Genomic DNA, 26351 nt, shown 5'->3' on the forward strand with positions numbered 1-26351 from the left:
GTGCCGGGGGTCCGGGGGTCACCTGGGAGTTCCTCCCGTGGGAGCCGGGGACCGGGCTGCGCGGTGGGCCAGGGCGGTGGTGGAGCGGCCGTCCAGGTAGGGCAGCAGCAGGACCTGACCGCCCCAGCTCTCCACCAGGGGCTGTTCGGGCAGCTCGGTGCGGGCGTAGTCGCCGCCCTTGGCCCAGATGTGCGGCCGGAGTTCGCCGAGGATGCGTTCGGGCGTGTCCTCGTCGAACACGGCGACCGCGTCGACGCACTCCAGGGCCCGCAGCACCCGGACCCGGTCGGGCGCCGGGACCAGGGGGCGTCCGCTGCCCTTGCGGCGGCGTACCGAGTCGTCGGAGTTGACGCAGACGATCAGGCAGTCGCCGGCCCGGCGGGCCGCCTGGAGGAGGGCGACGTGCCCGGCGTGCAGCAGGTCGAAGCAGCCGCCCGCGGCCACGACGGTGCCGCCCGCGGCCCGGACCCGGGTGGCCGTGCGCACGGCGTCCGCCGTGGTGTCCCCGCAGGGCGAGGCCGCCTCGGGGGCGTCCGCCCGGTCCGCGGTGGCGACCGCGCGGGCGCCGCCCTCGGCGACGTAGCGGGTCGCGGCGTGGACGGCGGCCTGCACGGCGGCCTCGGTGAGCGCGCCGTCGGCGAGCAGTCCGGCGGCCGCCGCGGCGAACCGGTCGCCGGCGCCGCACGGGTCGCCCGCCGCGGCGGCCGGGGTCGGTACCAGCAGCGGTGTCTCGCCGTGGGAGAGCAGCGCGCCGCGCTCGCCCAGGGTCACGGCGACGGCCCGGGCCTGCCAGGCCCGGACCAGGGTGCGGGCGTCCCGTGCGGCGGTGCGCAGCCCGGCCTCGTCGCCCGTGTCGTCGGCGTGGTCCAGCCGGCGGGCGAAGGTGCGGGCCTCCTGGGCGGAGGGCGTGGCCAGGCGGACGCCGGGGACCGGGGGCCGGCCGCGTACATGGGGATCCCACACCACGGGTGCCCGGCCGGCGGCGGTGGTCAGGGCCGTGCGCAGGACGTCGGCGGTCCCCCGGCCGTAGTCGGCGACCAGGACACCGTCGGCTCCGGTCACGGCGGTCTCGGCGGCCGCCGTCGCCGTGCGGGCGCGTCCCTCGCCGTCGTCCAGGCGGAGCAGCGGCCGGTCTCCGGCCATGACCCGGGTCTTGCTGCTCAGGGTGCCGTCCAGCGGCACGTCCACCAGGTCGACACGGCCGGCCAGCAGCTCGCGCAGCGTGTCACTGGCGGGGTCGTCGCCGAGCGCGGTGACGAGGGTGACCGGGCGGCCGTCGGCGGCGGCGAGGCAGGCGGCGAGGGCCGCGCCGCCCGGGCGGGAGCTGCGCCGGGTGCCGTGCACCACCGGCACGGGGGCGTCCGGTGCCAGCCGCTCGGCCCGGCCGCACAGGTCGTGGTCGAGCAGCGCGTCGCCCACGACGACCAGGCGGGTGCGTGAGCTGTTCATGCGTGTCCCTTCCTCGGGGCCACGGGCGTACCGTCCGCGGACCGGCCGACCGTGCGGGCCCGGCCGACGAGCCGGCCGACGACACCCGGCCTGCCGTCCACGCCGCCGGACTCGGTGCGGTCCGCCTCCCCGCGCTCCACCGCGCTGTCGAAGGCCTCGCAGAGCATGTGCACGGCGACCAGGTGGAGTTCCTGCACGGTGGCGGCCACCGGTGCGTCCACGCACAGCGCGGCGTCCGCGCCGAGCTGAAGGGGGTTGGGGGCCCGGCCGGTCAGCGCCCACACCGTCATGCCGAGGCGGTGGGCGCGGTCGGCGGCGGCCAGCAGGTTGGCGCTCGCGCCACTGGTGGACAGCAGCAGGAGTACGTCTCCGGGGCGGCCGTGGGCGGCGGTCTGCCGGGCGAAGATCTCCTGGACGCCGTAGTCGTTGGCGATCGCGGTCGTGGACGAGGTGTCGGCGTGCAGGGCGAGGGCGGAGAACGGCGGCCGGTCGTCGCGGTAGCGGCCGACGAGTTCGGCGGTCAGGTGCTGGGCCTGTGCCGCGCTGCCGCCGTTGCCGGCGACGAGCAGCCGGGCCCCGGAGCCGAGGCGGCGGGCGAGTTCGGTGCCCCACTGTTCGATGAGGGATCCGTGCTCGCGGAACGTGTCCAGGGCCTTGGCGAGGTCGTCGCAGTGCGTGGTGTCGTGGACGGTCTTCATCGGACGACTCCCGAGAGCGAGGGGATCGAGGACACGGCGCCGTACACCGCCGCCACGCCGTCGGCCACGCGGTCCCAGGTGTAGTGGCTCAGCACCCGCTGCCGGCCGGCGGCGCCGTACCGGGCGAGCCGGCCGGGGTCGGCGAGGAGCGCACGGACGACGGCGCCGAGGTCGTAGTCGTCGTCGGCCGGGACCAGCACGCCCGTGGTGCCGTCCACGACCGTGTCGAGCTGGCCGCCGACCGCGGTCGCGACGACCGGCGTCGCGCAGGCCATGGCCTCCAGCGGGACGATCCCGAAGGGTTCGTAGCGGGGCAGGGACAGCACGAGGTCCGCACCGGCCATCAGCCGGGGCATCCGGGCCCGGCTGATGCCGCCGAGCAGGGTGACGCGGTCGCTGACGCCGTACTCGCCGGCGATGGCGTACAGGCGTTGCGCCTCGGGTTCGGCGCCGAGCAGGTCGGCCTCGGGGCCGCCCGCGATGAGCAGTTCGGCGTCGGGGATGCCGGCCAGGGCGCGGATGGCGCGGTCGAAGCCCTTGCGGGGCACCAGCCGGCCGACGGCGAGCAGCCGCCTGCGGGCACCCGCCGGGCGGCTGCGGGCGGCGGGCGCGAACTGGTCGGGGTCGACGCCGCAGGGTACGACGCTGATCCGGTCCTCCGGCAGTCCCATGGCCTTCAGTTCGGCGACCTCGTCGCTGCAGGTGGCGATGATCCGGGCGCACTCGTGGCCGACGGCCTCCTCGATGGCGAGGCGCTGCGGCGGGCTGGTGTCAGCGGCGCCCTGATAGCGCTTCTTGACCGTGCCCAGCGCGTGATAGGTCTGCACGACCGGTATGCGGAGGTCCCGGGCCCCGACGAGGGCGGCGAGGCCCGACATCCAGAAGTGGGAGTGCACCACGTCCGGTGGGCTCTGCGACCACTGCCGGGCCAGAAAGGCTCCGAACTCCTCCATGTGCGGCAGGAGTTCGTCCTTGGGGACCGGGGTGGGCGGTCCGGCGGGCACGTGCACCACCTGCACCCCGTCGATGAGGGTCACCCGGTCCGGCAGGCCCGCCGAGTCCCGCCGGGTGTACACCGTGACCCGGTATCCCTTTCTGGCGAGCTGCCGCGCTACCTGCGCCACGTACACGTTCTGGCCGCCGGCGTCCGGTCCGCCGAGCGCGGCCAGCGGGCTGGCGTGCTCGGAGACCATGGCGACGCGCCCGGCCGTGTGCGGAATGCGGCTCATCGGGTGACCTCCTTGATCAGGCGCTCCCAGTCGTCCAGGAAGCGCCGCTCTCCGTAGCGGGCCTGGGCCGCGGCCCGGGCCGCCGCGCCGGTGCGGCGGGCGAGCTCGGGTTCGGCGAGGAAGGCCCGTACGGCGTCCTCCAGTACGTCGAGACGGTTCGAGACCACCCCGGCGCCGGCGGGTACCGCCTCCCGTACCTCGGTGGTGTCGAGGGCGACCACCGGCATGCCCAGGAACATCGCCTCCAGCAGCGACAACCCGAGCGACGTCCAGCGCACGGGGTGCAGATAGAGCCGGCAGCGGGCCATCTCCCGGTGCAGTTCGTGCTGGGGCAGGTCGCGGCTGCGGCAGCGGTCGGGGAGCAGACCGAGGTGCTCGGCGAGCCCTTCGGTGCGCATGCCGAAGACGTCCAGGGGAGCGCAGCGGGCGAAGCGGGGCAGCAGGTCGGTGCCGGTCGTGCGGCCCCTGCGCACGGGCTCGTTGACGACGACGGCCGCGCGGCGCTCGGTGCCGGTCCAGCGGTGGCCGGGGTCGATGATGCCGTGCTCCACGACGTCGGTCGGGGCCCGGCCGGTGTCCCACATGAGCCGGTTGAAGTGGGTGACGTGCACGATCGGGATCGCCGACTGCCCCGCCAGCGGGTGGAGTTGCCGCTCGGGGGACGCGTCGGGGCTGTTGTGCTCGACGTACACGGCGGGCACGTCCACGCCGGGGCGGCGGCCGGTCCAGCGCGGGGCCAGGCCGAGTTCGTGCGGCCGCTGCAGCACCATCAGGTCGATGTCGCGGTCCCCCAGCTCCTTCGGCGTGCACTCCTCGACGGTCTCGGGCCAGTCCCAGGTCACGGCCCGGCCGAGCCCGTCGGGGCCACGGTCGTCGGTGACCGGGACCAGATAGGTGTGCGGGCCCTGCACGAAGGCGGTGAGCCACGATCCGTGCACGTGCCAGACGAGGATGTTCATGAGTGCCGCTCCTGGATGAGCTTGTGCACCGCGCGCACCACGTCCTGGCCGGTGACCTCGTCCAGGCAGGGGTGTCCGGGCACCGGGCAGGTCAGCGCCCGGGTGTTGGCGCACGGCGCCGACTGGTCGCCGAGGAGGATGGTGGGGACGCCGTACGGGGCCCAGCGCTCGGCCGGGACGACCGGCGCGAACAGCGACACGACCGGGGTGCCGACGGCGGCGGCGAGGTGAGCGGGGCCGGTGTTGGCGCTGATCACGACGTCGGCCAGGCGCAGCACGCCCGCGAGGGTGCGCGGGGAGGTCCGCCCGCCGAGGTCGACGCCCACGTCCCCGCTCACGCACCGGGTGAGCACACGCTCGTGCGGGCCGCCGGTGACGACCACGCGGTGCCCGGCGTCGGTGAGCAGGGCGACGGCGTCCGCGCACCGGTGGGGACTCCAGGCGCGAGCGGGCGCGCTGGCGCCGGGGTGCAGGACGACGTACGGGCCGTTGCCGGTGAGGCCGCTGGTGTCCGGCGGCGGGAGCACGCGCAGCCGCCCCTCGTCTCCCGGAGGCAGTCGGAAGCCCATGGCGGCGGCGGTGTCGAGCGCCGCCTCGACCTCGTGGCGGCCGGGCAGCCGCCGGTGCCGTACGTCGAGCAGCCGCCCGGGGTGGTCGACGCTGTCGGCGCCGATCCGGCCGACGCCCGCCAGCCGCAGCAGCAGCGCGGTGGGCAGCGGGCTCTGGTGGAAGGAGGTGAGGACGAGCGCGGCGCCGAAGTCCCCGGCGCGCAGCCGGCCGACCAGGTCCTCGACGTCCCCCGGGTTCACCTCGGGCGGGTCGAAGCCCTCCCAGGGCGCCTCCCACACCAGCACCTCGTCGACCCCGGGCAGCAGCCGGGCCGCATCCGCGCCGCGCGGACCGCACAGCATGGTGACGTGCGTGCTGTGAGCGGCGACGGCACGCACGGCCGGCCCGGCGAGCAGCACATCACCGAAGCTGTCGAGCCGCACGACGAGAACCTTCACGGCGACCGCCTCCCTTGCCGGCCCAGTGCGTCCAGCCGCGGCGGCCGCACTCGGCCCGGCCCCGCCGCTTCCGACGAACAGGACCACGTCCCATCCGGGACCGCGGCGTGCCGCGAAGAGGACGACGTCCCGTCAGGAACCGCCGCGTCCCGCTCGGACAGTCGGCCTCCGCCCGGGACCGCCGCCTCCGGCCGGGCCAGCCACGGTCCGGCCGCGTCCGCCCCTTCCCGCCGAGAGGACTCCGTCTCAGTCGGCCTCGCCACCCCCGCCAGGGCCATGTGGACCGCGGTGAGTACGTCGGGGGCGGTCAGGGCGGCGAAACGGGTCACCTCCGCCGGGGCCGTGGCGGCGTTCGGGACGAGGAGCCCGCGGGCGCCCGCCGCGTGTGCCGCCAGGACGTCGGCGGCGATGTCGCCGACCACCAGGCACTCGGCGGGTGCCACGCCCAGCCGGGCCGCGGCCGCGAACACCAAGCCCGGTCGCGGCTTGCGGCAGGGGCAGCCGGCGGCCGGGGTGTGCGGGCAGAACTCCCAGGTGTCCAGGCCGCCCAGCAGGGCGTCGACACGCTCGTTGACGCGGCGCACGTCGTCCGCGGTGAGCAGGCCGCGGCCGATGCCGGACTGGTTGCTGACGACACCGGTGGCGAGGCCGTGGGAGCGTGCGAGAGCGACGGCCGCCGCGGCGCCCGGCAGGAGCCGGACGCGATCGGGGTCGGCGTTGTAGGGCACGTCCGCCACGAGGGTGCCGTCGCGGTCGAACAGGACGGCGGAGACAGGGTTCACCCGGTACCTCCCAGCGGTCGTGCGTGCCGGTGGCGGACGACTCCGCGCAGCCAGTGCCGTACGGCGAGCGGCGGGATGAGCACGCTCGTGCCGAGCATCCCGGCGATCTCGCGGGCCGTACGGGGGCCGGGCAGGATGCGGGCCAGGGCGAACTCGGCCGTGCCGAGCGTCCACACGGCCGCGCAGACGGTGGCGGCCCTGCGGCGGCCGGCCAGTGCGCAGGTGGCCGTGGCGAGCGCGGCACCGGTCACGGCCAGGTGGCGGGGCAGCCGGCCGCGGGGCGCCTGGGCGCGGTCCCACCAGTCGCGGCCGTGCAGCCGGTTCATCAGCGCGTCGTCGGCGTTGCCGCGCTGCGCGGGCAGCGAGGCCCACCAGTGCGCCGGGCGGACCGGGTGCCGGGTGGTCCGCCTGCCCCTGATCAGCGACCAGCCGGCCCGCTGGACGCGCAGGGCGAGGTCGGCGTCCTCACGGAAGGCGCGCGGGAAGCGTTCGTCGAAGCCGCCGACCCGGGTGAGCGCGGCGGTGCGGTAGGCCATGTCGGCGGTGGCCCAGGCGGCGTTCTCCAGGCCCTTGGTGTTGCGTTCCCAGTCCGTGGGCCGGCGGTCCGGGGGCAGGGGGACACGCAGCTGTCCCTGGATGCCGCCGACCTCCTGGTCGGCCTGGCGCAGGTCCTCGGCGAGCAGCCGGGACCAGTCGGGCAGCACCTGGACGTCGTCGTCGAGGAAGACCGTCCAGGGGGTCTCGACGGTGCGCCAGCCGGCGTTTCGGGCCGCGGCCGGGCCCTTCCCGCCGGTGCGCAGGATCCGCACCCGGTCGAGCAGCGGCCCGGCCGCCCGCAGCGGCAGCTCGCCGTCGGGCGCGGGCCGGTCGTCCACCACGATCACCTCGTGCGGCGGCTGCCCCGCTGCCTCGGCGAGCGCGCGCAGGCACTCGGCGAGGCAGGGACGGCCGATCGTCGGGACGACGACGGTGTAGGCGGGCGCACCGGTCATGCGAACGCCTTCCCTCGGCGGATCGCGAACGGTCCGAGCACCAGCAGGTCCACGGGTGCGGAGCCGAAGCACTCCAGCGCGTCACGCGGGTCGTCGACCATGGGCCGTCCGGCGGTGTTCAGGCTGGTGTTGACGACCACCGGCAGCCCGGTGCGCCGCTCGAAGCCGTCGATCATCCGGGCGACGAGGGGTTCCAGGTCGCGGTCGACGGTCTGGATGCGGGCCGTGCCGTCGACGTGGACGACGGCCGGGATGCGGTCCTTCCAGTCGGCGGCCACGTCGTGCACGAACAGCATGTGCGGGCTGGGCAGCGGCCCGTCGAAGATCTCGGCCGCCCGTTCCGCGAGGACCATGGGGGCGACCGGCCGGAACTCCTCGCGTCCCTTGACCGCGTTGAGCCGCTCCAGGTTGTCCGCCCTGCCGGGGTGGGCGAGCAGCGAGCGGTGGCCTAGGGCGCGCGGCCCGTACTCGCTGCGCCCCTGGAACCAGGCCACGATCCCGTCGGCGGCCAGCGCCTCGGCGGCGGTCTCGGCGATGTCGGCGGGCTCTTCGTACGGTACGGCCGCCCGCTCCAGCCACGCCCGTAGCTCGGCGTCGGTCCAGCCCCGGCCGAGTGCGGCGGTCGGCATCGGCTCCAGGGTGTCCTTCTGGCCGGCGACATGTGCGGCCGCGCCCAGGGCGGTACCGGCGTCTCCGGCGGCGGGCTGGACCCACACGTGCGCAAAGCCGCTCTCGCGCCACAGCCGGGTGTTGGCGACGCAGTTGAGGGCGACACCGCCGGCCAGGGTGAGCGCGTCCTCACCGGTGCGCTCGCGCAGCCAGCGGGCGAGGGCGAGCATGGCCTCCTCCAGGCACAGCTGGGCGCTGGCGGCGAGGTCGGCGTGGTCCTGGCTCCAGGTTCCGCCGGCCGGGCGGGGCGGGACGAGGTCGGCCCAGGGGACGGGACGGGCGCGGAAACCGCCCTGCGTGTCGGCCTGGACGTATGCGCGCAGCCGGTCCGCGAATCGCGGGGTGCCGTAGGAGGCGAGGGCCATCACCTTGAATTCGTCGCTGCTGCGCAGGAAGCCGAGGTGCTGGGTGAGGTCCTCGTAGAACAGGCCGAGGGAGTCGGGCAGTTGCTGGGTGCCGAGGACCGTCAGTTCCCGGTTGGTGCAGCGGCCGGCCAGATGGGAGCCGCATTCGCCGCGGCCGTCCAGGACGAGGACGGCGCAGTCGGGGTACGGCGAGACGGGTCCGGCGGAGGCGGCGTGGGCCACGTGGTGCGGGACGAACTTCACCTTCGCCGGGTCGAGTCCGGGCAGGGCCTCGGCGAGGAAGCCGGGGGCCTGGCGGGCGTACTCCTGGCGCAGATGGTCCCAGGGGTCGTCGAGGCCCATCCGGTCGGCCGGGCGGGCGAGCGCGGGATCGTAGGAGTAGGCGACGGCGTCCAGGTCGGACGGGGTGAGGCCGGCCTGCTCCAGGCACCAGCGGGCCGACTGCTCGGGCAGCTCCCAGGCGGAGAAGGGGACGGGCCGTTTGCCGTGTTTGCGGCGCGAGAACCGCTCCTCCTCCGCCGCCGCCACGATCTTGCCGTCGGTGATCAGGGCGGCGGCGGGGTCGTGGAAGAGTGCGTTGATACCGAGGACGTGCATGCGCTGCTCCAGTGCGGCGGGCGGTCGGGGGTCAGGACTGCGGTGCCGGGTCCTCCTCCCCCGGGACCGGTTCGGGGGGCCGGGCGGCGAAGTAGGCGATGGTCTGCTTCAGGCCCTCCTCCCAGGGGACCTGCGGCGACCAGCCGAGCAGCTCGCGCGCGAGGGTGGTGTCGGGGCGGCGGCGGCCGGGGTCGTCGACGGGCCGGTCGATGAACGCGATCGGTGAGCGGGAGCCGGTGAGGGCGACCACCCGGCGGGCCAGGTCGGCCACGGTGATCTCGTCGCTGCCGCCGATGTTCACGGGCCGCACGGCCCTGCTCGCGGCGACGCGGAGGATGCCGTCGACGGTGTCGTCCACGTAGCACAGCGAGCGGGTCTGGCTGCCGTCGCCGGTCACGGTGACCGGCTCCCCGGCCAGGGCCTGGCAGATGAACGTGGGCACCGCGCGGCCGTCGTGGGCCCGCATGCGCGGCCCGTAGGTGTTGAACAGCCGCACGATGCCGGCGTCGGTGTCCTTGCTGGCGGCGTGCGCGGTGACCAGGGCCTCGGCGAACCGTTTGGACTCGTCGTACACGCTGCGCGGCCCGATGGGGTTCACGTTGCCCCAGTAGCCCTCGTGCTGCGGGTGCACCTGCGGATCGCCGTAGACCTCGGAGGTGGAGGCGAGCAGGAAACGCGCGCCGTCGCGTTCGGCGATCGCGAGCGCGTTGCGGGTGCCGAGGCTGCCCACGTCCAGGGTCTCCAGCGGCAGGCGCAGGTAGTCGGCGGGCGAGGCCGGGCAGGCGAAGTGCAGCACCAGGTCGTACGGCCCCGTCAGGGACTCCACGCAGTCGGGGTGGGAGACGTCGCAGTGCACGTACCGGAAACCGGGCCGGTCCTCGAGCTGGGCGACGTTCTCGCGCCGCCCGCAGGCGAGGTTGTCGGCGCAGTCGACTTCGACGCCCGAATCCAGCAGGCTCTCGCACAGGTGTGAGCCGAGGAAGCCGGCGCCGCCGGTCACGAGGGCGCGCCGCCAGGGAAACGGTGTGTCACCAGTCATGGGGGCCATTCCTTCGTCCACGTCGTCGCGCCCGTGGAACGCTCCTGGCTGGGCTGTCGCAGCGCTCCTGCCTGGGCGTTCGGCGCGTACCGCGTCGCCGGGCCGGGTTCGTCGGCCCGCTGAGGGAAGCACGGAGGGAAAAGGGGGGAGATCTGGGCAGGGCACGGGTCCCGCTCGTCTGGAGGACCGCCCTGGTCGGCCGCCGCTGGCTGGACGGCGCTGGCAGCGAGTGCCCCTGCCAGTTGGTTTCACACGTTGGATTCTTATTGTCCGGAAGCACGGGTACTCGCGCGACTCCGAGGGCGGTCGGCGGGCGGGAGGCCGGAGAACCGTGAAAGCCGGAGCGAGGCAGGAGAGGGACATGGACGACGACCTCACGGCCGCTTTGCTGCGCATGCTGCGCGGGTCCGGCCGGCCTCCCGGGCGGGTTCTGCTGACGGGCTGGTTCAGTTTCCTGGACGGGGAGGCGACGGCCGGTGACACGCTCGCGCAGCGGCAGGCGTCCGCCGCGCTGACCCGGGCGGGCATCCCTCACGACACGGCGTGGAGCCCCGGCTTCCGTCCCGGCGCGCTGTCCTTGGAGGCGGCGCGGCCGGAGGCGTACGGCACCGTGCTCTTCGTGTGCGGTCCGGTGCACGGCCCGCAAGTCGCCCGGCTGCATGCCAGGTTCAGGACCTGTCGGCGACTCGCGGCCGGCGTCTCGGTCGTCGATCCGGCGGATCCCGGGGCCACCGGTTTCCACGAGATCGTCGCCCGCGACGGCACCGCGGCCCCGGCCCGGCACGATCTTGCGGCGGCGGCCCCTGCGGGCCCGCTGCCGCCCGTGGCCGGGGTGCTGCTCTCCCAGGGGCAGGGCGAGTACGGCGCAGCCGCCGGCACGAGGAGGTCAACACACGGCTCACCCGCTGGCTGGCCGGGAAGGACTGCGCACGCGTACCCGCCGACACCCGGCTGGCCACGGACGACTGGCGGCTGTGCGCCACGGCCGAGCAGTTCCTCGCCCTGGTCTCCCGCTTCGACGTCGTCGTCACCACCCGGCTGCACGGCCTGGTGCTGGCCCTGCGCACCGGCACCCCGGTGATCGCCGTGGACCCGGTCGCGGGCGGCGCCAAGGTCAGCGCCCAGGCGCGGGCGGTGGGCCGGCCCGCGCTGATGGAGACGGGGAGTCTGGCCGAGGAATTGCTGGACCACTGGTGGCAGTGGACGCTGTCGGAGCCGGGCCGCACGGCCGCGGCACGCCACTCGTTGCGCTGACTCCGACGGGCCGATAACACCGATGACACAGCCGACCGAGCCGGACCGGACGGCCAGAACCCGTCGCGGCCGGCTCGCTCCGTGCCGCCGCCCCGGCGCCTGCCCCAGCCGGCCGGAGGGCCTCGCCCCATTGACCCGACGCGCAGACCCGGCAATGCCGGGGCCCGGCTGAACGGCCACGGCCCTGCGCCCGACGCCACCGACCGGCGGCCACCCCAATCAACCGGACACCCGCGTCACATCCGCCCGACACACAGACCCGGCAACCACCGACGCCCGGCTGAACGGCTCCCACCCCCGCGCCCGACGCCGCCGACCCGGCGACCACCGAGTCGGCCGGACGGACGCAGTCAGCCACCCGATGCACTGACCCGGCGCGGGCTGGCCGTGTAGCGCGCCGTGCTCGGGGCACTCGGCGCGGCGACGGCAGGCCGTCATGGGCCGCCGCGATGTCTCGCAGGAGGTAACGACATGGGTCACGGCGGAAACGTCATCCAGGAGCTGACGACCGACCACCGCGAGGTCGAGGAGATCTTCGGCCGTATCGAGGCGCTGCCGCCCGGCTCCAAGGACCGCAAGAACCTCGCCGACCAGGCCACGATCGAGCTGGTGCGCCACTCGGTCGCGGAGGAGGCCTATCTGTACCCGGCGGTGCGCGAGCACATCTCCGGCGGGGACGCCCTGGCCGACAAGGAACTCGAGGATCACGCCAAGGCCGAACAGATCATGAAAGACCTGGAGGGCATGCAGGCGGACGATCCGCAGTTCGACACGCTGATGGGGCAGCTGATGAGCGAGATCCGCTCGCATGTGACGGACGAGGAGCAGAACCTCTTCCCGCGGCTGGAGTCCGCCTGCCCCGCCGATGCGCTGATGGACCTGGGCGACAAGGTGCGCCGGGCGAAGAAGATGGCCCCCACGCGACCGCACCCGTCCGCACCGGACACTCCCCCGGCCAACAAACTCCTGGCCCCGGGCACCGGCCTGGTGGACCGCATGCGCGATGCGCTGACGGGTCGGGGCAAGGAGAGCTGACAGCAGCGACTGGCGCGCTGGGGCAGGCCGGGTCCAGGGGGCAGGGATCCAGCTTGCCGGGCGCGTTCGGGGCTGGTTTCCGGATCTGCGGGATCGGGGGCCTGGCTTGGCTCGACTGGGCCTGCCAGGCCCCCAGGGCTGAGGTCGGTCACCGGCCTCCCGCCGTCGTCAGAGCCACTCCCTCATCCGCTCCCCCGTGTGGGACCGCAGGCGGGTCGTGCGGCAGAGGAGGCGGAAGGCCTGCAGGAGGGTCAGGGGCCACAGGAGAGCGAAGCAGCACAGCAGCGCGGGGTCCGAGGTGCGGATGCCCATGACGGCCACGAACGCCGAGGCGGTGCCCAGCAGCAGTACGGCCGCGGGCAGCCAGCCCCTGCGGTGGCCGTCCCCCATGCGGCGCGCGAACCTGTGGTCCTGCCGGAGGTCCGTCTCGATCTGCAGCAGCACCAGCCGTTCGCGCGGCGACAGCCGTACCTCGTCATGCATGTCCCACATCTCCCAGTCGTCCACGGCAACGGCACCTCCTCCGCCGATCGGCGGCTTCCGTCCCCGGACGCCCGAGTTCCCCGGGACGGGCCGGCCGATGCGGTGGACACTGCCGCCGGCCCGCACGGCTCCGCGAGGCGCACCAGGCAGCGATTCACCCAGCGGGCCGGAACAGCACGGACCGGAAGTGCACCGTGTCCGGGGAACCGGGGGCATCCGGTGCGAGCGTGGTCCTGGTGCCCTCGCAGTCCCTCTCCTCGTACACATCGGCATAGGCATTGGTGACGTTGTGCGGGGCGTCTGCATACGTGCGCGAGTCCGCGGAAGACCCCAGCTCAGGAATGTTGATGCACTCGTTGAGGTCCGGATCTTCCAGCGTTCCGGCGTGACGGCCGCCCGCCTCGACGAAGCCGTATTCGAGTGCGCCGTCGGCCCCCGCACGGGCGGAGGCGGAGACGGAGAGGACAAGGGTGACAGCACTCGCGAGGGAGAGCAGCGCGGTGCGCAGGCCCATGGGGGTTCCCTTCGGTGGGGGCGGGTCCGGACGGTCCGGGCGGCCCTCCCATGGTGCTGGCGCCCGGACCGGAAACCCGCCGAAAGCGCTGTTCATGCGTGTAGTCCACCCTCGGGGGTGAAGGCACCGGACGGTACGCGGCCAGCGGCTGACAGACCGAAGGCCGTCCACCCCTGGGGTATTCATTCCCTGCTCCCCGCCCGTGTGAAGGATTGCTCCCTCTTCACGGGGCAACCGCCGTGAGCTTCCGCTCGGTTCCTGCCGACAAGCGGCCCGAGCGCGCCAGCAGCCCCACGCAACCGGCACAGATGCCGCCCGTCGTCGCGAGCGCCCACCAGGTCAGCTCGGGGAGTCCCAGGCGGTCGGCAGCGTCCCAGACGGCGCCGGTGGCCAGGTTGCCCAGTGTGATGCCCAGGCCGGCGACGGTGTTGTACAGGCCGTAGTGGGTGGCGACCAGGCGTCCGCCCGCGAGGGAGACGACGGTGTCCATCTCGAAGGGGTAGACCAGCGCGGTGCCCAGTCCCAGCACGGTGACCGCCGCGAGGAGTGGGGTCAGCGCCGCGGCCCAGGTCAGTGGGCTCGAATCCCGGGTGACCGGGGTGGTCCCGAGAAGCAGGGGCAGAAAGGCCGCACCCATGAGTGCGATGCCGTACACGAGGGCGCGCTGGGACGACCAGTGCGCCTCGGCCCAGGCGGTGATCTTCAGTTGGCCGGCCACGGAGACCGCGGCCGAGACCGCGAACAGCGCCGTGGTCACCGCGTCGCCGCCGTCCGGGGCGGCGCGATGCGCCTGCAGCGGCAGCGCCAGGTACACCTGGAAGGACAGGACGTAGGAGCCGATCATGGCGAGCGAGAAGAGCAGGAACGGGCGGTTGGCGACGACCGTGCGCCAGTTGGCCGGCACGCCGTCCGGCTCGGCCTGCGACGCACCCTGACGGGCCGGCAGCAGGCGCACCTGGACCAGCGTCAGCGCCAGGAACAGCATGGCGGCCACCGAGCAGATGAACCGGAAGTCGGCAGCCAGCAGGGCGAGTCCCACCAGGGGGCCGACGAACATCCCGGCCTGGTAGAAGACGTTGAAGGCGGCGAACGCCTCCACCCGACGCTCCCCCGCCTCCTCGGCCAGACAGGCGCGCACGGCAGGGTTGAACAGCGCGCCGGCGAAGCCGGTCGCCGCCGACGCCACCACGAGCGCGGGGAGCGAGCCGACGCAGCCCAGCAGGCCGAAGCCGACCGTCCGCAGCACGCACCCAGTCATGATCACGGGCTTGTGGCCGAGCCGGTCGGCGAGCGTGCCGCCGAGGAGGAACATGCCCTGCTGGGTGAAGTTGCGCACCCCGAGCACCAGCCCGACCGACCAGGCGGCCAGGCCCAGGCCGTCCGCGAGATGCACGGCCAGATAGGGCATCAGCATGTAGAAGGCCGTGTTGATGGTGAACTGCTGGACCATCAGGAACCGGAGACAACCGTTGAACGAACGGAACTGAGCGGCGAGGGACTTCATCGCACCGCCCCCTCGGGCACGACGACAGTCGTACAGCGGGTCCAGCGCTCCACCACGCCCTCGGCCGGGTGCGCGATCTCGTCCGGTTCGGCTGCCGGGGAGCGGTGCAGGAGGTCGTGCCGGCGGCAGAAGTCGTCGCTGTAGACCGTGTCCCAATAGCGGTGCACGCCGTCGGGGAAGACGGCAGCGATCCTGGTCCGCTCCGGCTCGGTACGGGCCAGCCAGTTCGCCACGAGTGCCACGGCGCCCACGCTCCAGCCGCCGCCGGCACAGTGGCCGCGGGCCAGCCGGCGGGAGGCCCACACCGCCTCCTGCGGGGCCACCCAGTGCACCTCGTCGAAGGCGGCGTGGTCGACGTTCCCGGGGTGGATGCTGCTGCCCAGGCCGCGCATCAGCCGGGGGCCCGCGGGCTGGCCGAAGACCGTGGAGTGCACCGAGTCGACGCCGACGAGCTTGAGCTGCGGGTTGAAGGCGCGCAGAGTGCGCGCGACGCCGGCCGAGTGGCCGCCGGTACCGACGGCCGCGACCAGGACGTCGACCCGTCCGAGCTGGACGACGAGTTCCAGCGCCAGTGAGGCGTAGGCGGCGACGTTGTCGGGGTTGTTGTACTGGTCGGGGCACCAGGCCGACGGTGTGCGGGCGAGCAGCTCGCTCACGCGCCGGCGGCGTGCCTCCTGCCAGCCGCCGGGGCAGGCGGGCTCGGTGACCACGTGCACGTGCGCTCCCAGCGCGCGCAACTGGTGCACCATCAAGGGCTCCAGGCCGGGATCCGAGACGAGGGTGACCGGATGGCCGTAGGTGATGCCGGCCAGTGCCAGGCCGAGACCGAGGGTGCCGCTGGTGGACTCGATGATCGGGGCGCCCGGCGGGAGGTCGCCCCGCTGTCGTGCGGCGTCGACCATGTGGAGGGCCGCGCGGTCCTTGATCCCTCCGGGGTTGGCGCCCTCCAGCTTGGCCCAGAAGCCGCGGCCCGCCGGGTTGAAGGGCTCGCCGACCCACAGGACAGGGGTGTTGCCGACCATGCCGGCCGGTGACCGGCGGGGTGCTCCAGGCGGTTCGGGGAGGTCGTGTGCCGCGATCAAGGACGTGACGTCGTGCGAGGTGACGCTGCGCAGCGCAGTGCTCATGGTGGGGGTCCTCTCGTGGCTCCGCTGCCGCGGGAGCCACGTGTCTGCCGTACGGATGGAAGTGCCGGAAGGCCCGGCGTTCGGCCGGGCGGCACCGTCATGTACGGCTGACACAAACGAGGTGGAGCAGGTGGGAGCCGCAGGGGCTGCCCACGGGCCCTGGACCCGCTCTGCCTGGCGGGGCACCCGGCGGCGCCGGGTCCACGGGGCGCCGACGCACGAAGAGCAGCGCGAGCAGCGCGACCGCGAGGAGGACGGCTCCGGCCGTGGCTCGTGGCCCGGCGGGCAGGTCCGCAGGATCGCAGCACACGCTGCCGTGCCCGGGATGTTCGTCGGCTCCGTGCCCCGGGCCGAGGTCCTCCGCCGCTTCCCGGACGGACCGCAGTACGGCCGCTCCGGCCTCCTCGGGTGCCGCCGGCGCGGCCACCGGTACCCCCTGCGCGTGGAGGTCGTGCGCGTGGCCGTCGGCAAGGTGCCCGGCACACGCGACGGCGTGGGCCAGGAGCAGCAGCACCAGTCCCAGGAGGAGGACGAGGGCCGGCTTGCGCACCCCCGCGCAGCCGGCAGATTCCTGCGGCATGCGACAGATGGTAGGCGGACGGTCACCCTCCGGCAGGTTCCCTCCCCGTACGAGTAGGTTCCCTCCCCGTACGAGTGAAGGACGAGGTGTCGGGGGAGCCTCCCGTTCACGTCCGCGGAGTGCTCGGCCGGCTGGTCAGGAGTGTCCCACCAGTGGTGGGCATGCGTGCCGACAGAGCCGCGCGGCATGCCGGCCGGCGGTGCGCCTGGGCCTCGTCGGCCCGGTGCCGAGCAAAGTCGTATGCCGGCCGCTGCTCGGTGCGGGGAATATGGTGGCCGGCCGGATGCTCCAGACATCACCGCGCCGCGTGAGGCAGACGTCGTGCAGGGGCGATATCCGCAGTTGCCAGAAGGCTCGTGCGGGTGCGGCCAGGGCGTGGACGAGGAGGGCTCGCCACACGGCCGGTTCGACGACGGCCAGGGCGTGGCCGGTGTCGGGAGGCAGGCCGGTGAGCCAGAGCGCGGTCCGGTGGCAGAGCCGGCGGATGGATTCGCCACCGTGCGGTGCCGCATCCGGGTCGGTGAGCCAGGCACTGTATCCGTAGGGGTCCGCGGCGACGATGTCGGCCGCGGTACGGCCGCGCCATGCGCCGTAGTCCAGGTCGCGCAGTGCGGGCTCCGCCGCGGCCCTCAGCGCGAGGGCCGCGGCGATGCGCGCGCAGCGGCTCGTGGGCGACCGCACGGCCGACGTGTCGGGGCCGAGCGTCGTCAGAACGGTGCTTGCCCCGTCGATGTCGCAGTCACGGGGCAGAGCGTGGCCCCAGGTCGCGTCTGCGGGGTGCGCGCACACAAGTGTCAGGCTGATCGTCATGCGGCTGCCCTCCTCATGGGGCCCGGCGTGACGCCGCCGGGTACGACACCGCCAGGTCGATGCCGCTGGACCGTCGTGCCGGCCTGCGTACGGCGGCAGCGAGCGGTCTCGACCGCCGCCGGCACCACCTCGGTCGGCTCGTTGCGTTCCACGTTCTCCAGGGTTGGCGAACCCGGTTGCCGTAACCATCCGGCAGCAGGCCGGAGCATCCCCGCCGACCGGCCGGTCCCGGCCCCGCCACCTGGCCGGTCGTCCGTCTCGGGGAGCGCGGCGCTGCTCGGCGTGGTACGACGGACGGTGATCCGACGGCGAGTGGGAGCGTGCGTGATCCGGGTACTGGTGGTCGACGACGAGGCCCTGATCCGTACGGGGTTCCGGTGCATCCTGGATGCCGCGGACGATCTCCAGGTCGTGGCGGCGGTCCCCGGCGGGGAGGCGGTACGGACGGCGCGGGAGACGCGCCCGGACGTCGTACTGCTGGACATCCGCATGCCGGACGTGGACGGACTGTCCGTCCTGGCCGATCTGCGCCGGCTGCCGCAGCCTCCGGTGGTGGCCATGCTCACGACGTTCGACATGGACGAGTACGTGGCCACGGCCCTGCGCTGCGGGGCGGCGGGCTTCCTGCTGAAGGACACCGACCCGGAGCAGTTGCCGTTCCTCGTGCGCGCCCTGGCCGGTGGCGGAACCGTCCTGTCGTCCAAGGTCACGCGGACCGTCGTGGACGGATATCTGGAGGCCGGCGGCCAGGGAACCGCCACCCGCAGCCTGGACCGGCTGACCGAGCGCGAACGCGCCGTGCTCGTGCTGATCGCGGAGGGGCTGTCCAATGCGGACATCGCCGCCCGGATGCACCTGGGCACCGGCACCGTGAAGGACCACGTGAGCGCCATCCTCACCAAGCTGGAGGTCGGCAGCCGCGTCCAGGCGGCCCTGGTCGCCGAACGCGCCGGACTCCTCAGACCGTCCCGAGACCTGGAGCCGGGATGATGCCCCGCCGTCTGGCCGGCGCACTGCGTGATGCCGGCTTCGTCGGTGCCGCACTGCTGGACGTCTGGGTGCATGTCGGCGTGGACGAGCCGGTGCGCATGGGCCTGGCCCTCGCCGCCGCCTGCCTGCTTCTGCTGCGCCGGCGCCGGCCGCTGACGACCTTCCTGCTCACCTTGCCCGCCGTCCTGTTGTCGGACGCGACCTTCGCCGCCCTGGCGGCGCTGTACACCCTGGCGACGCGCACCCGGAGCCGGGTGCTGCTGGCTGCGTGCGCCATGGCCTACACGCTCTGCGACATGACCTCCTGGTCGCCGCCGCCGCATCTGGATCTGTGGACCGCCTCGTCGTTGATCACTCTGGGATACACCGCGGCGACGGCTGCGGCGCCCGTCTTCCTCGGCCAGCTGGTTCAGGCTCGGTGTGATCTGTCGCTGCGGCTGGCCGAGATCTCGCGGGCCCGCGACCATGAACGGCGGCTGAGCGCGCAGGCCCTCCTGGCCGAGGAGCGCGCGCAGCTGGCACGCGAGATGCATGACGTGGTCGCCCACCAGGTGAGCCTGATCGCGGTGCGGGCGGGTGCGCTCCAGGTCGGCACGCGGGACACCGGAGCGAGGGAAGCCGCAGCCACGATCCGGCGGCTGAGCGTGCAGACGCTCGACGAACTGCGGCACATGGTCAACGTCCTGCGTGGCTCCCACACCCGCCCAACGGAACTGACTCCGCAGCCTTCCCTGGCCGACCTGCGGCGACTGATCGACGCCAGCGGTATCGACACCGACCTGACGACGGATCTGCCCGCCGACCTTCCGCCGGCTCTGCAGCGCGCCGTCTACCGCACCGTCCAGGAAGCGCTGACCAACGTGCGCAAACATGCACCCGGCGCCACCGCCACCGTACGCGCCTGCCGCAAGGGCGACGCCGTTGCTGTCACGGTCGGCAACACCGCGCCGACCCGGCCCGCCCTGCCCCTGCCCAGTGCGCACTACGGCCTGGTTGCCCTGCGGCAGCGCGCCGCCCTCCTGGGCGGCACCGTCACGTTCGGACCCACCGCCGACGGCGGCTGGGAGGTTCTCCTGGAACTGCCGATCGCGCCGGCATCGTGAAAGCACCCTCCTTGCTGCATATGATTCGCATCTGAACCATTAGCGCAGTAAGGCATGGCCATCGACATCGTCCCGAGAGAGCTGCCCATGAGCACCACCGCCACATCCGTCCGGCCGAACCGACGGTTCGACCGGGGCGAGATACGCCGCCTGGTGGCGATGTACGGCTTCGTGGCCGCACTGCACATGGCGGGCTTCGGCCTCTTCGTCTACTACAACGCCCGGTACCACGACCTCGCCGACAGCCAGGGCACGCTCCTGTACGCCGGGGCGGCCGGACTCGCGTACACCCTCGGCATGCGCCACGCGTTCGACGCCGACCACATCTCGGCGATCGACGACACCACTCGCTACCTGCTGCAGAAGGGCAAGCGTCCGCTCGGACTGGGGCTGGCGTTCTCGCTCGGCCACTCGTCGGTCGTGTTCGGCCTGTCCCTGGGCATCGCCTTCGCCGCGCAGGCGGCGAACCGCTTCCAGGCCGGCTTCGCCGAGATCGGCGGGGTGATCGGCACGCTGGTCTCCGGTGTGTTCCTCTACGCCATCGCCGCCATGAACCTGGCCGTGCTGCGCGGCATCTTCCGCACCTGGCGGGAGGCGAAGCAGGGCCGTCACCGGCCCGAGGAACTGGAGCAGCTGCTGTCCGACCGCGGCCTGATGAACCGGGTCTTCAAGGGCCGCTACAACAAGCTCATCGAGCACAGCTGGCAGCTCTACTTCGTGGGCCTCCTCTTCGGCCTGGGTTTCGACACCGCCACCCAGGTCGGCGCGCTCGGCCTCGCGGCGGCCTCGGCCGCGGACGGCACGCTGCCACCCCTTGCCATCATCGCGCTGCCGCTGATCTTCGCCGCCGGCATGAGCCTGATGGACACCACCGACGGCGTCTTCATGGCGAAGGCGTACGAGTGGTCGTTCTCGAACCCGGTGCGCAAGATCTACTACAACCTCACCATGACCGGCCTGTCGGTCTTCGTGGCGTTCGTCGTCGGCACGGTCGAGCTGGTCTCCTTGCTGGCGGAGCGGCTCGGCGCGGCCGACCGCGCGCCCTGGTCGTGGCTGGCGGCCGTCGACCTCAACACGATCGGCATCGTCATCGTGGTCACCTTCCTGGTGACCTGGATCGGCGCCGTGGCGCTGTGGAAGCTGCGCCGCTACGACGAGCGGTATCCCACGCGCTCGGGCCTCCCGCTCACCTCCGCACCGCAGTCCGCCCCCTCGCCCTCCGCCGACCACGGCTGACCGGCGCCGACCGGGGCAGGCCCTGGCACGGGGACCGGCCCGGACGGAGAATGAAGTGTGGGGATGCCTCCTGGGGAGGTGAGCTGCGGTGATGTACTGGGACGGCGGCTGGGTCTGGATGGCGTTCATGCCGCTGCTGTGGATCGTACTGATCGGGCTGGCGGTCTGGGCCGTGGTCCGCCTGACACGACACCCGGCCGGTCGCGGTGACGGCCCGGATCGTGGGTGGACGCACAGGGAGACACCGGAGGAGATCCTCGACCGACGCTTCGCCTCCGGCGAGATCGACGCGGACGCCTACAACGAGGCACGCAAACACCTCGCCGCCCACCGGCCGGGGCCCAGGTGAACCGGCTGCGTGACCTCCGGCCCCGGCCCTTGGGAACGGCGCATCCAGCTTTTCGGAGTCAGACAGCGGTGGAGAGCGCGACGTGCCGCCATTCATCGAGTTCACGTCGCACCAGATCCAGCTTCGCCTCGACGCGCTCGACCGCGTCCGCGCCCAACTGCAGGCGCAGCGGGGGCTTTGCGACCTCGGTGACGTCGACGATGGCTTTGGCTGCCTTCACCGGATCCCCGGGCTGACGGCCGTCGTTCTTGGCCAGTGCCTCGCGCACCGGTCCCGCGCCGGCGACGTAGTCCACGATCGAGGCCGGTTCGACCTGGATGCTCGAACTGTTGAGGAAGTCGGTGCGAAAGCCGCCCGGCTCCACGACGGTGACGTGGACGCCCAGCGGTGCCAGCTCACCGTGCAGTGCCTCGGAGATGCCCTCGACGGCGAATTTGGACGCGCCGTACAGGCCCACGGCCGGCGCGGTGGCGAAGCCGCCCACGGAGCCGATGTTCACGATGTGCCCGGACCGCTGGGCACGCAAGGTCGGCAGGGTCGCCCGCAACGTGTTGAGTACACCGAACACGTTGACGTCGAACAGGTCCCGTACAGCCTCGTCGGAGACCTCCTCGACCGCGCCCACGAGGCCGTAACCGGCGTTGTTGACCACGATGTCGATCCGGCCGAACTCCTTCAGCCCGGCCTCCACCGCAGCAGTCAACTGCCCCGGTTCGGTCACGTCCGCGCTCACCGCCAGCAATCCGTCCGGCTTTTGCGGGTACGCCTGAAGCACCGCCGACACGTCCCTCGCCGTGGCGATCACGCCATGCCCCCGGTCCAGCGCCTCACGGGTGATCTCCGCGCCGAGCCCACGTGATGCACCGGTGACAAACCAAACGCTCATTCTTCTCCCCTGTTCCGATCGCCCGTTGGCCAACAGCTCGACGTTAGAAGCTGGAGTCGGCTCTAGATCAATAGCTGTGTGACGGAGGTCGCTCATGGACCGTCCAACGGCAGCCCTGTCGTCACGACGCACACCGCGCTCTCCCCGTCTCGACCGTGTCCTCCCGCCCCATTGTGTTGCACCTTGCGCCCCCTTACTGTTCGACTTTGCCTGAGTCTGTTGGATGTTGATTGCTCAGGCGGTATGGAGGCCGCAGTGCGGAGTAATCGGATCGGTTCAGAAACTGCGAGACCCGGTCGCCGTGGACGGTGGAGGGCGGTCCTCGCGACGGCCGCGACCATCGCCCTGGCCGCCGGCATGACCGCGCCCGCCACGGCGCAGGACGGCGGCGCACAGGCACCCGCCGCCGTGTCCGCCGCCAGTCCGGGGGCGCACACGGTGAGTTTCGACGGCTACTCGTTCCTCGTCGACGGGAGGCGCACCTACCTGTGGTCCGGCGAGTTCCACTACTTCCGGCTCCCGAGTCCGGATCTGTGGCGCGACATCTTCCAGAAGATGAAGGCCGCCGGATTCAACGCCACGTCGTTGTACTTCGACTGGGGATACCACTCGCCGAAGCCGGGTGTGTACGACTTCAGCGGGGTGCGTGACGTCGACAGACTGCTCGACATGGCGCAGGAAGCCGGGCTCTACGTGATCGCGCGCCCGGCGCCGTACATCAACGCGGAGGTCGACAGCGGCGGCCTGCCCGGCTGGTCGACCACCAAGGCCGGGCACAACCGCAGTGACGATCCGCAGTTCCTGAGGTACGCGGACGAATGGCTGACCCGGATCGACCAGGTCATCGCCCGCCACCAACTGACCAACGGCACCGGGTCGGTCATCGCCTACCAGGTCGAGAACGAGTACTACAACGGCTCGGCCGCCGGCCGCTCCTACATGAAGCACCTGGAGGACAAGGCCCGCGCCGACGGCATCACGGTACCGCTGACCGGCAACAACAACGGCACCTTCAACTCTGGTACCGGCGCCCTGGACATCGACGGACCGGACTCCTATCCGCAGGGCTTCAACTGCTCGAACCCGTCCAAGTGGAACGGCGTACCCGACATCGGCTACGACCACCCGGACGGCAGGCCGCTGTACACACCGGAGTTCCAGGGCGGCGCCTTCGACCCCTGGGGCGGGCCGGGCTACGACAAGTGCGCCCAGCTGATCAACGACCGGTTCGCCGACGTGTTCTACAAACAGAACATAGCCGTCGGCGCCACCGCGCAGAGCTTCTACATGACCTACGGCGGCACCAACTGGGGCTGGCTGGGCATGCCGGAGAACTACACGTCCTACGACTACGGGGCCGCGATCCGCGAGAACCGCCAGCTGGATCCGAAGTACTACGAGGACAAGCTCATCGGGTACTTCACGCAGTCGGTCGCCCCGCTGACCAAGACCGAGGCGATCAGGGCCACACCGCCGGACGACTCCGCGGTGGTCGACACCGCCCGGATGAACCCCGACACGAAAACGCAGTTCCACGTCCTGCGGCACGGCAACTCCACGTCCACGGCGGTCGACAGGACCCACATCTCGCTGGACTTCAACGCCCAGCCGTCCGCGGACACCACCTACACCTGGGACGACCCCGATTCCGCGCTGCAGTACGCCGGTTCGTGGTCCCACGTGGCCGACCAGAGCTACACGAGCGGCGACTACAGGCACACCGAGTCGTTCTCGAACAAGCCCGGTGACTCGGTCACCGTGCCCTTCGACGGCACCGCGATCCGCTGGATCGGCTCGAAGACCGACAACCACGGCTACGCCGACGTCTATCTGGACGGCACCAAGGTGGCGACGGTCGACGACTCGGGCGGCGAGAACCAGGCGGTGATCTTCCAGAAGACCGGGCTGACGGCCGGCGCGCACACCTTGAAGATCGTCGTAGCCGGGAAGCACAGCTCGGGGTCGTCCGACAACTACGTGTCCGTCGACGCCATCGACGTGCCGACGGCCGCCACCGCGACGCCGACCTACCCGGTCGTGCCGCAGCAGCCGGGGACCGCGATCACCCTCGACGGACGCGACTCGCACGTGATCGTGGCGAACTACCGGCTCGGGGACGCGCAGCTGCAGTACTCGACGTCGGAGATCATGACCCACGCGGACATCGGCAACCGGGACGTCGCCGTGCTCTACGGCGACCCGGGCAGCGACGGCGAGACCGTGCTGCGCTACGCCTCCGAGCCGACCGTGACCACCAGCGGCGGGCCGGCCACGACCACGTGGGACGCGGCCACCGGTGACCTGCGCCTGAACTACACGCACAAGGGCTTGATCCGCGTCGACATCAGCGGTGGCGGGAAGCGCCCGCTGCAGCTGCTCGTCGGCGACAGGGCGACGGCCGGGACCTTCTGGCGCCAGGACACGGCGACCGGCCCGGTGCTCGTGCGCGGCACCCACCTGCTGCGCACGGCGACCAGCTCGGACGGCGGCCACACTGTGGCTCTGACCGGCGACAACGCCGATGACAAGAACATCGAGGTGTTCACCTCCGCCGACCACGTCACCTGGAACGGCAGGGCATTGGACACCCGGACCGCCGACGCAGGAAGCCTCACCGGGACGATCCCGGTGGCTGCCCCGGTCCACCTGCCGACGCTGACCGACTGGAAGCACGCCGAGGAGTCGCCCGAAGCGGCCCCCGGTTTCGACGACTCCAGCTGGCAGGTGGCGGACAGAACGTCCACCAACAGCATCTCCGGCATCGACTCGCTGCCGGTGCTCTACGCGGACGACTACGGGTTCCACACCGGCACCACGTGGTACCGCGGCCGCTTCCGGGCCACCGGCAAGGAGACCGGCATCCACCTGGTCTCGGACTCCGGCGGGAACGCGCAGGCGTTCTCCGCCTGGCTGGGCGGCACCTTCCTGGGCAGTTCCACCACGGGCAGCGCCGACTTCACCTTCCCGGCCGGTTCGGTGAAGGCGAAGGGTGACAACGTCATCTCCGTGCTCACCGTGAACATGGGGCACGAGGAGGACTACAACTCGACCAACGGCAACAAGACCGCGCGTGGCCTGACCAGCGCCTCCCTCGTCGGGGCACCGCTGACGGCCGTCACCTGGCGGCTGCAGGGCGTACGGGGCGGCGAGGACCTCCAGGACCCGGTGCGCGGTCCGCTCTCGACGGGCGGTCTGTACGGCGAGCGGGCCGGCTGGTCCCTGCCGGGCTACCCGGACGGCGGCTGGAGCCGGGTGTCCCTGCCGACGACCGACACCCGTCCCGGGGTCTCCTGGTACCGCACGGACGTCAACCTGGACCTGCCGCACGGCCAGGACACCTCACTCGGGCTGACGTTCACCGACGACCCGTCACGCAAGTACCGTGCCACGATCTTCGTGAACGGCTGGCAGGTCGGCAACTACGTCAACTACCTCGGCCCGCAGCACACCTTCCCGGTCCCCGACGGCATCCTGAATCCGAACGGCCACAACAGCATCGCCATCGCCGTGTGGAACCTGGACGGCAGCACCGGCGGGCTGGGCAAGGTCGCGCTCACCGACTACGGCAGCTACGCCTCGTCCCTGCGCGTCGCGCAGAACGACAGCCCCCGCTACGACCACAGGAAGTACGCGATGCCGAAGCGTCCGGGAACGGATGTCACCCTGGACGTGCCCGACACCGCTCAGTCGGCACAGGCCTTCACCGCCGAGGCGACGGTGCGGGTGCCGAAGGACCAACCGTCCGCCTCCCGGCTGACGGCCTCGCTCTCCGCGCCCGACGGCTGGAACGTGACGGCCACGAGCCCCACGTCGGTCAAGCGCCTGCAACCCGGCGCATCGGCCACCTTCACCTGGAAGGTCCAGCCGCCGGCCGGGATGCTGCCCTCCGCCTCGGCACTCACCACCACCGTGCACTACCTGCAGAACGGACGGCAGGCTGCCGGCGGTGACGAGCGCATCGTCGGCGGGATCCCGCCGGCCCCGCCGGCCGGGAGGAGCGCGGTGAGCGACCTGCCGTTCCTGTCGTCCACCAACGGGTGGGGGCCGGTGGAGCGCGACACCAGCGTCGGCGAGCAGGCGGCCGGGGACGGCCGTCCGATCCGTATCGCCGGTGTCGGTCACGCCACGGGCCTGGGCACCAACTCGGTCAGCGACGTCGAGCTGTACCTCGCCGGAAAGTGCTCTCGGTTGGCGGCGGACGTCGGTGTGGACGACGAGACAGACGGTGCGGGAACGGTGACCTTCTCCGTGATCGCCGACGGCAGGACCTTGGTGACCACGCCGACGATCCGCGGTAAGCAGGCCGCGGTGCCGATCGACGTCGACGTCAGCGGCGTCCAGGTGGTCGACCTCAAGGTCGGCGATGCCGGTGACGGCAACGGCAACGACCACGGCGACTGGGCGACGCCGACGCTGACGTGCGGCTGACGTGCGGCTACCCATGCACCTGACGGACGCCTGGGACAGCGGATCCGGGGAGCACAGTGTCACCGGACGCTACAGACCGTACAGTCGCGCGGTCGCAGGTGACCTTCGCTGATGCAAGGTCGATACTTCCAGTAGACGGGACGGACGGCCGCCTCCACCGGGCGGCCGTCAGCACCTGACGTCCCGTCACCGACGTCAGCACTGAGTCGGCAGAAGCCCTGCCGCGAACCGCCTCCGACCGCAACGGACCGCCAAGATCAAGAACC

The 26351-nt window shown here is 72.6% G+C and carries 24 protein-coding genes; 8 read left to right on the forward strand and 16 right to left on the reverse strand.

The features are described 5' to 3' along the window. Positions 1 to 18 precede the first annotated feature (18 nt). Genes ACIGXP_RS00665 through ACIGXP_RS00705 form a run of 9 tightly spaced genes read right to left on the reverse strand, consistent with a single transcriptional unit; the run spans position 19 to position 9786 of the window. Complete coding sequence (locus ACIGXP_RS00665) at positions 19 to 1449, reverse strand: PfkB family carbohydrate kinase (protein ID WP_399762639.1); 1431 nt, start codon at positions 1447 to 1449, stop codon at positions 19 to 21. Beyond that, positions 1446 to 2147: an SIS domain-containing protein gene (locus ACIGXP_RS00670; RefSeq protein WP_363217978.1), complete on the reverse strand. Its 702-nt coding sequence runs from the start codon at positions 2145 to 2147 to the stop codon at positions 1446 to 1448. Before ACIGXP_RS00670 ends, ACIGXP_RS00665 begins: the two co-directional genes overlap by 4 nt. Then, positions 2144 to 3376, reverse strand: a complete 1233-nt coding sequence (locus tag ACIGXP_RS00675) for a glycosyltransferase (RefSeq protein ID WP_399762641.1) — start codon at positions 3374 to 3376, stop codon at positions 2144 to 2146. The genes ACIGXP_RS00670 and ACIGXP_RS00675 overlap by 4 nt, the downstream gene beginning before the upstream one ends. Beyond that, positions 3373 to 4335, reverse strand: a complete 963-nt coding sequence (locus tag ACIGXP_RS00680; protein ID WP_399762642.1) for a glycosyltransferase — start codon at positions 4333 to 4335, stop codon at positions 3373 to 3375. Before ACIGXP_RS00680 ends, ACIGXP_RS00675 begins: the two co-directional genes overlap by 4 nt. Next, complete coding sequence (locus ACIGXP_RS00685; RefSeq protein WP_363217975.1) at positions 4332 to 5342, reverse strand: glycosyltransferase family 9 protein; 1011 nt, start codon at positions 5340 to 5342, stop codon at positions 4332 to 4334. The genes ACIGXP_RS00680 and ACIGXP_RS00685 overlap by 4 nt, the downstream gene beginning before the upstream one ends. Further along, positions 5339 to 6124, reverse strand: coding sequence for a D-glycero-alpha-D-manno-heptose-1,7-bisphosphate 7-phosphatase (locus ACIGXP_RS00690; protein ID WP_399762644.1), 786 nt, complete (start codon positions 6122 to 6124; stop codon positions 5339 to 5341). Before ACIGXP_RS00690 ends, ACIGXP_RS00685 begins: the two co-directional genes overlap by 4 nt. Then, positions 6121 to 7116, reverse strand: a complete 996-nt coding sequence (locus ACIGXP_RS00695) for a glycosyltransferase family 2 protein (RefSeq protein WP_399762646.1) — start codon at positions 7114 to 7116, stop codon at positions 6121 to 6123. Before ACIGXP_RS00695 ends, ACIGXP_RS00690 begins: the two co-directional genes overlap by 4 nt. Then, positions 7113 to 8747 (reverse strand): carbamoyltransferase, encoded by a 1635-nt coding sequence (locus ACIGXP_RS00700; RefSeq protein ID WP_399762648.1) that lies wholly within the window; start codon positions 8745 to 8747, stop codon positions 7113 to 7115. The genes ACIGXP_RS00695 and ACIGXP_RS00700 overlap by 4 nt, the downstream gene beginning before the upstream one ends. A 31-nt stretch (positions 8748 to 8778) precedes the next feature. Then, on the reverse strand, positions 8779 to 9786 hold the full coding sequence (locus tag ACIGXP_RS00705) for an NAD-dependent epimerase/dehydratase family protein (protein ID WP_399762649.1): 1008 nt from the start codon (positions 9784 to 9786) through the stop codon (positions 8779 to 8781). A 361-nt stretch (positions 9787 to 10147) separates the two neighbouring features. Between ACIGXP_RS00705 and ACIGXP_RS00710 the strand changes: the two genes are divergently transcribed. From ACIGXP_RS00710 to ACIGXP_RS00720, 3 genes are all read left to right on the forward strand, one after another. Next, a complete protein-coding gene (locus ACIGXP_RS00710) occupies positions 10148 to 10867 on the forward strand; it encodes a hypothetical protein (protein WP_399763581.1) in 720 nt (239 codons plus the stop codon). Next, entirely contained in the window at positions 10789 to 11040 is a 252-nt protein-coding gene (locus ACIGXP_RS00715) for a polysaccharide pyruvyl transferase family protein (RefSeq protein ID WP_399763499.1), read from the forward strand. Before ACIGXP_RS00710 ends, ACIGXP_RS00715 begins: the two co-directional genes overlap by 79 nt. 471 nt (positions 11041 to 11511) lie before the next feature. Then, the gene (locus ACIGXP_RS00720; RefSeq protein ID WP_363217969.1) at positions 11512 to 12075 is read left to right on the forward strand and encodes a hemerythrin domain-containing protein; all 564 of its coding nucleotides are present in this window, start codon (positions 11512 to 11514) and stop codon (positions 12073 to 12075) included. A 168-nt stretch (positions 12076 to 12243) separates the two neighbouring features. Here ACIGXP_RS00720 and ACIGXP_RS00725 read toward each other — a convergent pair whose 3' ends face one another. From ACIGXP_RS00725 to ACIGXP_RS00750, 6 genes are all read right to left on the reverse strand, one after another. After that, positions 12244 to 12582, reverse strand: a complete 339-nt coding sequence (locus ACIGXP_RS00725; protein WP_363217968.1) for a DUF3040 domain-containing protein — start codon at positions 12580 to 12582, stop codon at positions 12244 to 12246. A 130-nt stretch (positions 12583 to 12712) separates the two neighbouring features. Continuing rightward, positions 12713 to 13072, reverse strand: a complete 360-nt coding sequence (locus ACIGXP_RS00730) for a hypothetical protein (RefSeq protein ID WP_399762652.1) — start codon at positions 13070 to 13072, stop codon at positions 12713 to 12715. A gap of 223 nt (positions 13073 to 13295) precedes the next feature. Then, complete coding sequence (locus ACIGXP_RS00735) at positions 13296 to 14576, reverse strand: MDR family MFS transporter (protein ID WP_399762653.1); 1281 nt, start codon at positions 14574 to 14576, stop codon at positions 13296 to 13298. Then, the gene (locus ACIGXP_RS00740; protein ID WP_399762655.1) at positions 14573 to 15703 is read right to left on the reverse strand and encodes a PLP-dependent cysteine synthase family protein; all 1131 of its coding nucleotides are present in this window, start codon (positions 15701 to 15703) and stop codon (positions 14573 to 14575) included. The genes ACIGXP_RS00735 and ACIGXP_RS00740 overlap by 4 nt, the downstream gene beginning before the upstream one ends. A gap of 97 nt (positions 15704 to 15800) precedes the next feature. Beyond that, positions 15801 to 16283, reverse strand: coding sequence for a hypothetical protein (locus tag ACIGXP_RS00745; RefSeq protein WP_399762656.1), 483 nt, complete (start codon positions 16281 to 16283; stop codon positions 15801 to 15803). Between the two features lie 135 nt (positions 16284 to 16418). Next, the gene (locus tag ACIGXP_RS00750) at positions 16419 to 17093 is read right to left on the reverse strand and encodes a histidine phosphatase family protein (protein ID WP_399762657.1); all 675 of its coding nucleotides are present in this window, start codon (positions 17091 to 17093) and stop codon (positions 16419 to 16421) included. Positions 17094 to 17417: 324 nt separating this feature from the next. Here ACIGXP_RS00750 and ACIGXP_RS00755 point away from each other — a divergent pair, with 324 nt between their 5' ends. From ACIGXP_RS00755 to ACIGXP_RS00770, 4 genes are all read left to right on the forward strand, one after another. Beyond that, positions 17418 to 18083, forward strand: coding sequence for a response regulator transcription factor (locus ACIGXP_RS00755; RefSeq protein ID WP_363217961.1), 666 nt, complete (start codon positions 17418 to 17420; stop codon positions 18081 to 18083). Next, positions 18080 to 19186, forward strand: coding sequence for a sensor histidine kinase (locus ACIGXP_RS00760; protein ID WP_399762659.1), 1107 nt, complete (start codon positions 18080 to 18082; stop codon positions 19184 to 19186). Before ACIGXP_RS00755 ends, ACIGXP_RS00760 begins: the two co-directional genes overlap by 4 nt. Positions 19187 to 19240: 54 nt before the next feature. Next, positions 19241 to 20422: a HoxN/HupN/NixA family nickel/cobalt transporter gene (locus tag ACIGXP_RS00765; RefSeq protein ID WP_399762661.1), complete on the forward strand. Its 1182-nt coding sequence runs from the start codon at positions 19241 to 19243 to the stop codon at positions 20420 to 20422. An 88-nt stretch (positions 20423 to 20510) separates the two neighbouring features. Then, complete coding sequence (locus ACIGXP_RS00770) at positions 20511 to 20771, forward strand: SHOCT domain-containing protein (protein ID WP_399762663.1); 261 nt, start codon at positions 20511 to 20513, stop codon at positions 20769 to 20771. 58 nt (positions 20772 to 20829) lie between these two features. Here the strand turns inward: ACIGXP_RS00770 and ACIGXP_RS00775 are convergent, their stop codons facing one another. Beyond that, positions 20830 to 21657: an oxidoreductase gene (locus ACIGXP_RS00775; RefSeq protein ID WP_399763502.1), complete on the reverse strand. Its 828-nt coding sequence runs from the start codon at positions 21655 to 21657 to the stop codon at positions 20830 to 20832. 255 nt (positions 21658 to 21912) lie between these two features. Between ACIGXP_RS00775 and ACIGXP_RS00780 the strand changes: the two genes are divergently transcribed. After that, positions 21913 to 26085, forward strand: coding sequence for a beta-galactosidase (locus ACIGXP_RS00780; RefSeq protein ID WP_399762665.1), 4173 nt, complete (start codon positions 21913 to 21915; stop codon positions 26083 to 26085). The last annotated feature ends 266 nt before the right edge of the window (positions 26086 to 26351 follow it).

This window comes from Streptomyces sp. NPDC053069, from assembly GCF_044546895.1.
In the GTDB taxonomy this organism is placed as follows: Bacteria; Actinomycetota; Actinomycetes; order Streptomycetales; family Streptomycetaceae; genus Streptomyces.

Excerpts from the sequence above, each read along its gene's own strand:
- ACIGXP_RS00665 (WP_399762639.1), bottom strand. The coding sequence starts at position 1,449 with ATGAACAGCTCACGCACCCGCCTGGTCGTCGTGGGCGACGCGCTGCTC.
- ACIGXP_RS00670 (WP_363217978.1), bottom strand. The coding sequence starts at position 2,147 with ATGAAGACCGTCCACGACACCACGCACTGCGACGACCTCGCCAAGGCC.
- ACIGXP_RS00675 (WP_399762641.1), bottom strand. The coding sequence starts at position 3,376 with ATGAGCCGCATTCCGCACACGGCCGGGCGCGTCGCCATGGTCTCCGAG.
- ACIGXP_RS00680 (WP_399762642.1), bottom strand. The coding sequence starts at position 4,335 with ATGAACATCCTCGTCTGGCACGTGCACGGATCGTGGCTCACCGCCTTC.
- ACIGXP_RS00695 (WP_399762646.1), bottom strand. The coding sequence starts at position 7,116 with ATGACCGGTGCGCCCGCCTACACCGTCGTCGTCCCGACGATCGGCCGT.
- ACIGXP_RS00700 (WP_399762648.1), bottom strand. The coding sequence starts at position 8,747 with ATGCACGTCCTCGGTATCAACGCACTCTTCCACGACCCCGCCGCCGCC.
- ACIGXP_RS00705 (WP_399762649.1), bottom strand. The coding sequence starts at position 9,786 with ATGACTGGTGACACACCGTTTCCCTGGCGGCGCGCCCTCGTGACCGGC.
- ACIGXP_RS00710 (WP_399763581.1), top strand. The coding sequence starts at position 10,148 with ATGGACGACGACCTCACGGCCGCTTTGCTGCGCATGCTGCGCGGGTCC.
- ACIGXP_RS00720 (WP_363217969.1), top strand. The coding sequence starts at position 11,512 with ATGGGTCACGGCGGAAACGTCATCCAGGAGCTGACGACCGACCACCGC.
- ACIGXP_RS00730 (WP_399762652.1), bottom strand. The coding sequence starts at position 13,072 with ATGGGCCTGCGCACCGCGCTGCTCTCCCTCGCGAGTGCTGTCACCCTT.
- ACIGXP_RS00735 (WP_399762653.1), bottom strand. The coding sequence starts at position 14,576 with ATGAAGTCCCTCGCCGCTCAGTTCCGTTCGTTCAACGGTTGTCTCCGG.
- ACIGXP_RS00740 (WP_399762655.1), bottom strand. The coding sequence starts at position 15,703 with ATGAGCACTGCGCTGCGCAGCGTCACCTCGCACGACGTCACGTCCTTG.
- ACIGXP_RS00745 (WP_399762656.1), bottom strand. The coding sequence starts at position 16,283 with ATGCCGCAGGAATCTGCCGGCTGCGCGGGGGTGCGCAAGCCGGCCCTC.
- ACIGXP_RS00750 (WP_399762657.1), bottom strand. The coding sequence starts at position 17,093 with ATGACGATCAGCCTGACACTTGTGTGCGCGCACCCCGCAGACGCGACC.
- ACIGXP_RS00760 (WP_399762659.1), top strand. The coding sequence starts at position 18,080 with ATGATGCCCCGCCGTCTGGCCGGCGCACTGCGTGATGCCGGCTTCGTC.
- ACIGXP_RS00765 (WP_399762661.1), top strand. The coding sequence starts at position 19,241 with ATGGCCATCGACATCGTCCCGAGAGAGCTGCCCATGAGCACCACCGCC.
- ACIGXP_RS00775 (WP_399763502.1), bottom strand. The coding sequence starts at position 21,657 with ATGAGCGTTTGGTTTGTCACCGGTGCATCACGTGGGCTCGGCGCGGAG.